Source organism: Kitasatospora sp. NPDC127060, assembly GCF_042724935.1.
Classification (GTDB): domain Bacteria; phylum Actinomycetota; class Actinomycetes; order Streptomycetales; family Streptomycetaceae; genus Kitasatospora.
Window position 1 is genome coordinate 102,373 of sequence record NZ_JBHXEG010000020.1, and the last position, 7,658, is coordinate 110,030.

The following is a 7,658-nucleotide window of genomic DNA, read 5'->3' on the forward strand; positions in this document are numbered from 1 at the left end:
CACCGCGTCAGGTGCGCGGGACGACGGCCACCGGGCAGTGGGCGCCGTGGATCACCGCCCTGGTGGCCGGGCCCGGGTGGTGCCCGGTGCGGTCGAGCACCGGAAGAGCGGCCGGGGCTGCGGCGGCCGTGATCACGGCAGGTGCGTGCTCATCGGCCAGGACCGCCCGGCCGTCGGCCCCGGGGCCGGCGTCAGCGGCCGGGCGCCGGACCGATGTCGTCCTCGTCCCAGGTGAGGTGGTCGGCGAGGCCGTTGAGGCCGTCGATGCGGGCGAGTTGGAGGATCAGGGAGGCGGCGTCGCCACGCGTGCGGGTGCGGCCGGTGAGCGCGAGCAGGCCGCGTTCGCAGCGGACGTGCAGGGAGCCGGGAACGACTCCGCTGCCGGGCGTGAGGGCGAGGGCGAGGGCCTCGGAGCGGATGGCCTCGTCCTCGCGGCGCAGGGCGTCGAGCAGGTCGTGGGTGGAGAGCAGACCCGCCAGCCGGCCGTCGGCGTCCACCACCGGCAGGTGGTGCAGGGCGTGTTCGGTGAGCAGGGCCGCCGCCTCGGTGACGCTCGTGTCCTCGGTGACGGTGACCACCGGGGTGGCCATCAGGTGGCGGGCGGGCAGTTCCTGCTCGGGGTCCTCCTCGGCGTAGGCGGCGAGCAGGTCGGACGCGGCGATCACCCCGGTCACGGTGCCGTCGTCGGACACGACCGGCACGATGCCCCGCCGGGAGGCGCTCAGTACGGCGGCGACGGTGGCGAAGTCGGTGCCGGGGGTGACGGCGACGCCGGGCCCGCCCATGCAGTCGCGGACCGCCGTGCGGCCGGGTGACCGTACGGGTTCGGAGGCGGGGAAGGTGTCGGCCTCCGTGCCGTCGAGGATGCTGTGCTTCATGGCGGTTCACTCCGCTTCGGCGGCCGCCGGGCGCCGCAGCCGCCGCAGGTAGGGGTCGAAGGACGGCCGGCGTTCGAGGCGGACCCGGGCGTCCACGCAGAGCGCGCCGTCGGCGCGGACGATGACGGGATTGAGATCGGCCTCGACGAGCTCGGGGAAGTCGTCGGCCAGCCGGGACAGCCGGGTGAGGACGGAGCGTACGGCGGCGAGGTCGACGGGAGGCTCTCCTCCATTGCCCAACAGCAGGGGTGCGCTGCGCAGTTCGGTGACCATGGTGGTCAGGTCGCGCTCGCTCAGCGGGGCGAGCCGGGCTACCCGGTCGGCCAGCACGTCGGCGGCGGTCCCGCCGAGGCCGAGGACGACCAGCGGGCCGAAGACCTGGTCCTGGACGACACCCGCGAGCAGCTCCACGCCGGGTGCGGCCATCGGCTGGACCACCGCTCCGGCCAGTTCGGCACCGAATCGACGGGTGAACTCCCGGTAGGCGGAACGTACTTCGGCATCCGCGCCCAGGCCGGTGCGGACGGCGCCGGCGGCGCTCTTGTGCACCTGTCCCGGCCAGTAGGCCTTCAGGGCCACCTTCCCCTCGTGCCCGAGCCCGCGCAGGCCGGCCGCGGCGACGGACGCCGCGTGTTCGTCGCGGGCCCACACCGAGGTGGTCAGCGGCAGGCCGTACGCCTCCAGCAGGTCGGCGGTGGAGAGCGGGTCGAGCCAGCCGCCCTCGGGGTGGGCGGTCAGGTAGCCGTCGACCAGGCTGCGGGCGCTGCGCGGGTCGCAATCCGGTGCATCGGCGGGCTCGGCGGGCGGCTCGGCGAGCCGGCGGGCACGCTCCCGGGCGTGGGCGAGGGCGCGGGCGGCGGCAAGGGTGTCGGAGTAGGCCGGGAGCATGCCGCCGTCGGCGCAGGTGCGGTAGCGGACGGGGACCTGCTGGTCCAGCAGCACGGCGGCGATCGGGACGCGGCGCCGGGCCGGGCCCTCCAGCAGGGCGTGTACCGGGTCACGGTCGGGGGTGCTGCCCAGCGCCATCGGCACCAGGCACACCAGGATCGCGTCGATGGCCACCTCGCGCTCCAACGCCCTTAGGAAGTTGGTGAGTTCGATGGGAGTCACCGCCGCTGTGGTGTCCACCGGGTTGCGGACGGAGGCGCCCGGCGGGAGCAGCTTCCCCAGCTCGGCCGGGAGTTCCGGCAGCACCAGCCCGGCCTCGACGCAGGCGTCCGCGGCCAGGATGCCGATGCCGCCCGCGTTGGACACCACGGCGACCGCGCCCCGCGGGGCGGGCAGCGGCTGGGCGTGCAACAGGGCGGCGGCCTCGACCAGCTCCTCGATGCTGCGGGTCGCCGTGATGCCGGCCTGCCGGAACAGTGCCTCCCGGGTGACGGTGGGGGTGGCGGCGGCCGCGGTGTGCGAGGCGGCGCCCCGACGGCCGGCGGTGGAGCGCCCGGCGTCGACAGTGAGCACCGGGATGGTACGGGTGACGCGGCGGGCGGTCCGGGCGAAGGCACGCGGGCTGCCGAAGGACTCCAGGTGGAGCAGCGCGAGGTCGGTGCGGCCGTCCGCCTCCCACCACTGGAGCAGGTCGTTGCCGCTGACGTCGTACTTGTCGCCGAGCGAGACGAAGCTCGACACCCCGATGCCCAGCCAGGCCAGCCGCTGCAGCAGGGCGATCCCCACGCCGCCGCTCTGCACCGCGACCCCGGCGCTGCCGGGCCTGGGGAAGGCGCCACCGAACTCGGCGTCCAAGCGGACGGCGGGATCGGTCTGGGCCAGGCCCAGGCTGTTCGGCCCGACCAGGCGCATGCTGTGCCGGCGACAGGCCCTCATCAGCCCACGGGCCTCCTCCGCCCCGAGCCCGGAGGTGAGCACCACCAGCGCCCGCACCCCGGCGGCACCGCACTCCTGGGCCGCCCCGGGGACGGCTCCCGCCGGCACGGCCAGCACGGCGAGGTCCGGCACGGCGGGCAGCGCACGGACGGACGGGTACGCGGGCTCGCCGTCGATCTCGTCCGCGTGCGGGTTCACCGCCCAGACCGCACCCGCGAAGCCACCGTGCCGGATCTTCCCGAGAACGGTCCGCCCGACCGAGCCCGACCGTCTGGACGCCCCGACCACCGCGACCGAGGCGGGGCGCATCAGGGTTGCCATGCTCGCGATGTCGGCCCGGCGTCCGCGCTCCTCCACTGCCGAGCGGTAGCGCTCGTCACCCTCGTCCAGCGGCACCCGGATCCTGACCTCGCCCTGGGTGTAGCGGCGCTGAACGGGTAGCCCGAGGTCGGCGAAGACCCGGTGGACCGCCCGGTTGCCGAACAGCGTGTCGGCCTCGAAGTAGCGGATTCCGGCGGCCCGGGCGGCGTGCACCAGGTGTTCCAGCAGCAGGGTCGCGACGCCCCGGTGGTGCCAGCGGTCGGCCACCGCGAGGGCCAGCTCCGCGGTCTCCGGGGGCTCGTCCAGCAGCTCGCAGTCCGTCTCGCCGACCAGTTCCTCCCCGACCCAGGCACCGAGCGCCAGCAGGCCGGTCTGCGGCGACCCGCACAGCCGGTCGGCGGTTTGCTTCGGCGCGTTGCGGCTCACCCCGAAGAAGCGCATCCGGCGGCTCTCCTCGGACATCCCGGCACCGTGCAGGTCGAGCACCGCTTGGTGGTCGCCCGGCCCGAGCGGCCGGAGCTCCACCGTGGTGCCATCGGCCAACAGGGCATCCGCAGTGGTGTGCGGCGGGTGGACGGTGGACATGGCGCCTCCTCGGCCGTCGCCGTTCTACCCCTCCATCCTCCGCGCCGGCGCCGCTCGCCACGAGGGCCGACCGGCCCCGCCCGGCACGCCGGTCAGCCCGGCGCGGAGCAGTGCGCGGACGGGCGGCGAGCGGCTCGGCGGCGCCGTGCGCAGACTGGAGGGAGGCCGTTCGGCACGGAGGTCACCTCGTGGCACCAGACCCGCCGGCGGGGTATCCCGACATGCCGGACCCGTGGACGCTCCGCTACCAGGGCTACGACCCCGGTGGGGAGGGGCTGCGCGAGGCGCTGTGCGCCGTCGGCAACGGCTACCTGGTCAGTCGGGGGGCCGCGCCGGAGTCCGTCGCGGACGGCGTCCACTACCCGGGGACGTACCTGGCCGGCTGCTACGACCGGGCGGAGTCGACCGTCGCGGGCCTCACCGTCTCCAACGAGGACCTGGTCAACAGCCCGAACTGGCTGCCGCTGACCTTCCGCCCGCCCGGCGGCGCCTGGTTCACCGGCCCTGCGGCCGAACAGACCCTGGAACTGGATCTGCGCCGGGGCGTACTGACCCGCAGGGCGCTGGTGGTCGACGGGCTGGGCCGGCGGACCGGGCTGGTGCAGCGCCGCCTCGCCAGCCAGGCCCAGCCGCACCTGCTCGCGCTGGAGAGCACGTTCACTCCGGAGAACTGGTCCGGGCCGCTGGAGGTCCGCTCGGGCCTGGACGGCTGCGTCACCAACAGCGGCGTCGCCCGCTACCGGGGGCTGACCGAGCACCACCTCCGACCGGCCGGTCAGGGAGTGGACGAGGACGGGCTGCTGTGGCTGGAGGCGTCCGCCGCCAACTCGCCTCTGCGGATCGCGCTTTGCGCCCGGACGAGCGGCGACCCGACGAAGGTGTCGACCGAGGGCCGCCCGGGTTGGGCGGCCCATGTCCTGACCCTGGACGCCGAACGCGGCCGGCCGGTCACGGTGGAGAAGACCGTGGCGGTCTACACCTCCCGCGACCGGTCGATCGAGACCCCACTGCGCGCCTGCCGTCTCCTCGCCGCCGAGGCGGGCGACTTCGAGCAGCTGCTGGCCGAACACGCCCTACGCTGGGACGAGTTGTGGCGCCGCTGCCGGATCGAGGCCGACTTCGACGGCCTCGGCCCGCTGCACCTGAACCTGTTCCACCTGCTCCAGACCTACTCCGAGCACTCCGTCGACCTGGACGTCGGCATCCCGGCCCGCGGGCTGCACGGCGAGGCGTACCGGGGACACGTCTTCTGGGACGAGCTGTTCGTCCTGCGGCTGCTCAACCTGCGCTTCCCGGAGCTGGCCCGCGCTGTGCTCCGCTACCGCCACCGCCGCCTCGACGTCGCCCGCCGCCAGGCCCGGGAGGTAGGCCTGCGAGGGGCGATGTACCCGTGGCAGAGCGCGAGCGACGGCCGTGAGGAGTCGCAGCAGTTGCACCTCAACCCGCTGTCCGGCCGCTGGCTCCCCGACCACAGCCACCTCCAGCGGCACGTGGGCTCCGCCGTCGCGTACAACATCTGGCAGTACTACCAGGCCACCGACGACCGGGGCTTCCTCGCCTCGGCGGGCGCCGAGACACTGCTGGAGATCGCCCGCTTCTGGTCCTCCGCCGCCACGTACGACCGGGCCCGGGAACGCTGGTCGATCCGCGGGGTGCTCGGCCCCGACGAGTACCACGACGCCTACCCGTGGGCGAACCGGCCGGGCCTGGACGACAACGCGTACACCAACGTACTGGCGTCCTGGGTGCTGGCCCGCGCCCAGGACGCCCTGGAGGTCCTGCCCGGCTACCGACGGGACGAGCTGCGCGAGCGCCTGGCCCTCGACGACGCGGAGCTCGACCGCTGGCAGGACGTCAGCCGCCACCTCCACGTCCCCTTCCACGAGGGCGTGTTGAGCCAGTTCGACGGCTACGAGCGGCTCACCGAGCTCGACTGGGAGGCCCGCCGACGCCGCTACCCCGACCTGCGCCGACTGGACCGCATCCTGGAGGCCGAAGGGGACACGGTCAACCGCTACAAGGTCTCCAAACAGGCCGACGCGCTGATGCTCTGGTACCTGTTCTCCGCCCGCGAGGTCCGCGACCTGCTGCGCCGTCTCGGATACCCGGCGCACCACGAACTGCTCCGCCGCACCACCGCCTACTACCTCCGGCGCACCGTCCACGGCTCCACGCTCAGCTCGGTGGTGCACGCCTGGGTGCTCACCCGCTCCGACCGCCGCGCCTCCTGGCGCCACTTCCGCGACACCCTGGTCGCGGACCTGCGGGACAGCCAGCACGGAACCACCTCCGAGGGCGTCCACCTGGGCGCGATGGCGGGCGCGGTCGACCTGCTGCAGCGCTGCTACACCGGCCTGGAGGTCCGCGAGGACGCCCTCTGGCTCGACCCCCACCTCCCCTCCGCGCTCGGCCGGCTGGAGCTGGACCTTCGCTACCGCGGCCACTGGGGCCTCACGATCACCGTCGACCGCCGGACCGTCACGGTCGGCCTGCGCCAGGACCGCCAGGAACCGGTCCGCATCCGCCTGCGCGGAGCCGAGGCGACGATCCGCCCCGGAGAGTCCCGGCGCTTCCACCTCTGACGCCCTCGGCGGCAGTGTCCGGCTCTGGAAGAATCCGGCCGTGACCGACATCAACCAGAGCCTCCGCCACGCCCTGCTCCGCCGGGGATTCGCCCTCGAGTACACGACACTGGGCTGGAACGTGATCGGCGTCGTGGTCCTCACGGTCGCCGCGATCGACGCCCGCTCGGTCGCGCTGGCCGGCTTCGGCCTGGACTCCCTGATCGAGATCGGCGCCTCCACCGTCGTGCTCTGGGAGCTGTCCGGCAGCGGCGAGGAACGGCAGCGGCGGGCGCTGAGACTGATCGGGGCCGGCTTCGCGCTGCTCGGGCTCTACCTGCTCGCGCAGTCCACGACCGTCCTGGTCAGCGGGTTCCACCCGCACCACTCCCCCCTCGGCATCGCCTGGACGGCCGTCACCGCCGCCGTCATGTTCGCCCTCGCCCGTGGCAAGGCGCGCACCGGCGCCGCCCTGGACAACGCCGTCCTCAGGGCCGAGGGCCGGGTCACCCTCATCGACGGCCTGCTCGCCGCGGCGGTCCTGCTCGGCCTGGTCCTCAACAGCACCCTCGGCTGGTGGTGGGCGGACCCCGCGGCCGGCTACGTCCTCGTCTACTACGCCGCCCGCGAGGTCCGCGAGATCTTCTTCGGCGACCACTGAACCAGCCGGCCGCCGTCACCGGCGCCCGGACCAGCGCGGCTCCACCTGCTCCCAGGAGGCCTCCCAGCCCCGCTCCGCCCGCCGGTCCAGCACGCGGCGGCGCACCGCGGCGGCGCCCTCCGCGCCGAAGCCGAGCACGATCACCGTGCCGAGGCCGGCCAGGACGGCGTCCGTGACGATCAGGTCGGTCGGCCTGGGCCCGCCGACGGGGTTCCCGGCATCGTTCAGGCTGACCCGGACGGGCGTCCCGGCGAGGGTGCCCTCCGGTACGGGCACGCTCCCGGTGCCGGGCCCGACCGGGTAGGTCCAGCCGGCCGGGGCGTACTCCCGCACTCCGGTACGCGAAGTACCCGGCAGCGCCGCGCCCGTGGTGACGGCGGTGACGATGTGCTGGTGCCGCGCGGTCTGCTGCGCCGTGTGGGTCTCCACCCGGTAGACGAGCAGGGCCGCGACCACGGCCGTGACCAGGGTGGCCAGCATGGCCACCGCCAGTCCGGCCACCAGGCGGCTGTACGCCTGGTCGAGCGGGCGGCAGAGCGGATTGTGGTCCCGGCCGGTGGCCCGGCGGACGTGCCCGCGCAGGGAGGTGCGCGAGGCGGGGTGCCTGTGTGTGGCGGCTGCGGCGGACATGACGCGCCTCCTCGGTGCCGGGGGTCGCTTCTGCTCCCACCGATCAGTCTTCCGAGCCTGCCGCGGCTCCCCGAGGGCCGGACGGGCCCGGCAGCCGGGTCCGTCCGGCCCCTGCCAGGGCCCTCGTCCGGTGGTGCCATGGAGGTACGAACGGCCGGGGCAAGGCCCCGGCCCCGATCCCGGGAGGACGGTATGAAA

General features: G+C 74.7%; 6 protein-coding genes. 2 read left to right on the forward strand and 4 right to left on the reverse strand.

Translation table 11 applies throughout. The features are described 5' to 3' along the window. Positions 1-7 precede the first annotated feature (7 nt). From ACFWIS_RS14475 to ACFWIS_RS14485, 3 genes are read right to left on the reverse strand one after another with little or no spacing between them, the layout of a single operon-like run. Positions 8-136 (reverse strand): hypothetical protein, encoded by a 129-nt coding sequence (locus tag ACFWIS_RS14475; RefSeq protein ID WP_380452806.1) that lies wholly within the window; start codon positions 134-136, stop codon positions 8-10. Between the two features lie 55 nt (positions 137-191). Continuing rightward, on the reverse strand, positions 192-878 hold the full coding sequence (locus ACFWIS_RS14480; protein WP_380452808.1) for a CBS domain-containing protein: 687 nt from the start codon (positions 876-878) through the stop codon (positions 192-194). Positions 879-884: 6 nt separating this feature from the next. Continuing rightward, positions 885-3,608, reverse strand: a complete 2,724-nt coding sequence (locus tag ACFWIS_RS14485) for a GNAT family N-acetyltransferase (RefSeq protein WP_380452810.1) — start codon at positions 3,606-3,608, stop codon at positions 885-887. Positions 3,609-3,829: 221 nt separating this feature from the next. Here ACFWIS_RS14485 and ACFWIS_RS14490 point away from each other — a divergent pair, with 221 nt between their 5' ends. Together ACFWIS_RS14490 and ACFWIS_RS14495 are read left to right on the forward strand one after the other, a co-directional pair. Continuing rightward, positions 3,830-6,190 carry a glycoside hydrolase family 65 protein gene (locus tag ACFWIS_RS14490; protein WP_380452812.1) on the forward strand — a complete coding sequence of 787 codons (2,361 nt, stop codon included), beginning with the start codon at positions 3,830-3,832 and terminating at the stop codon, positions 6,188-6,190. A 40-nt stretch (positions 6,191-6,230) separates the two neighbouring features. After that, entirely contained in the window at positions 6,231-6,830 is a 600-nt protein-coding gene (locus ACFWIS_RS14495; protein WP_380452814.1) for a cation transporter, read from the forward strand. A gap of 15 nt (positions 6,831-6,845) precedes the next feature. Here ACFWIS_RS14495 and ACFWIS_RS14500 read toward each other — a convergent pair whose 3' ends face one another. Further along, positions 6,846-7,460 carry a hypothetical protein gene (locus ACFWIS_RS14500; RefSeq protein WP_380452816.1) on the reverse strand — a complete coding sequence of 205 codons (615 nt, stop codon included), beginning with the start codon at positions 7,458-7,460 and terminating at the stop codon, positions 6,846-6,848. Positions 7,461-7,658: the final 198 nt, after the last annotated feature.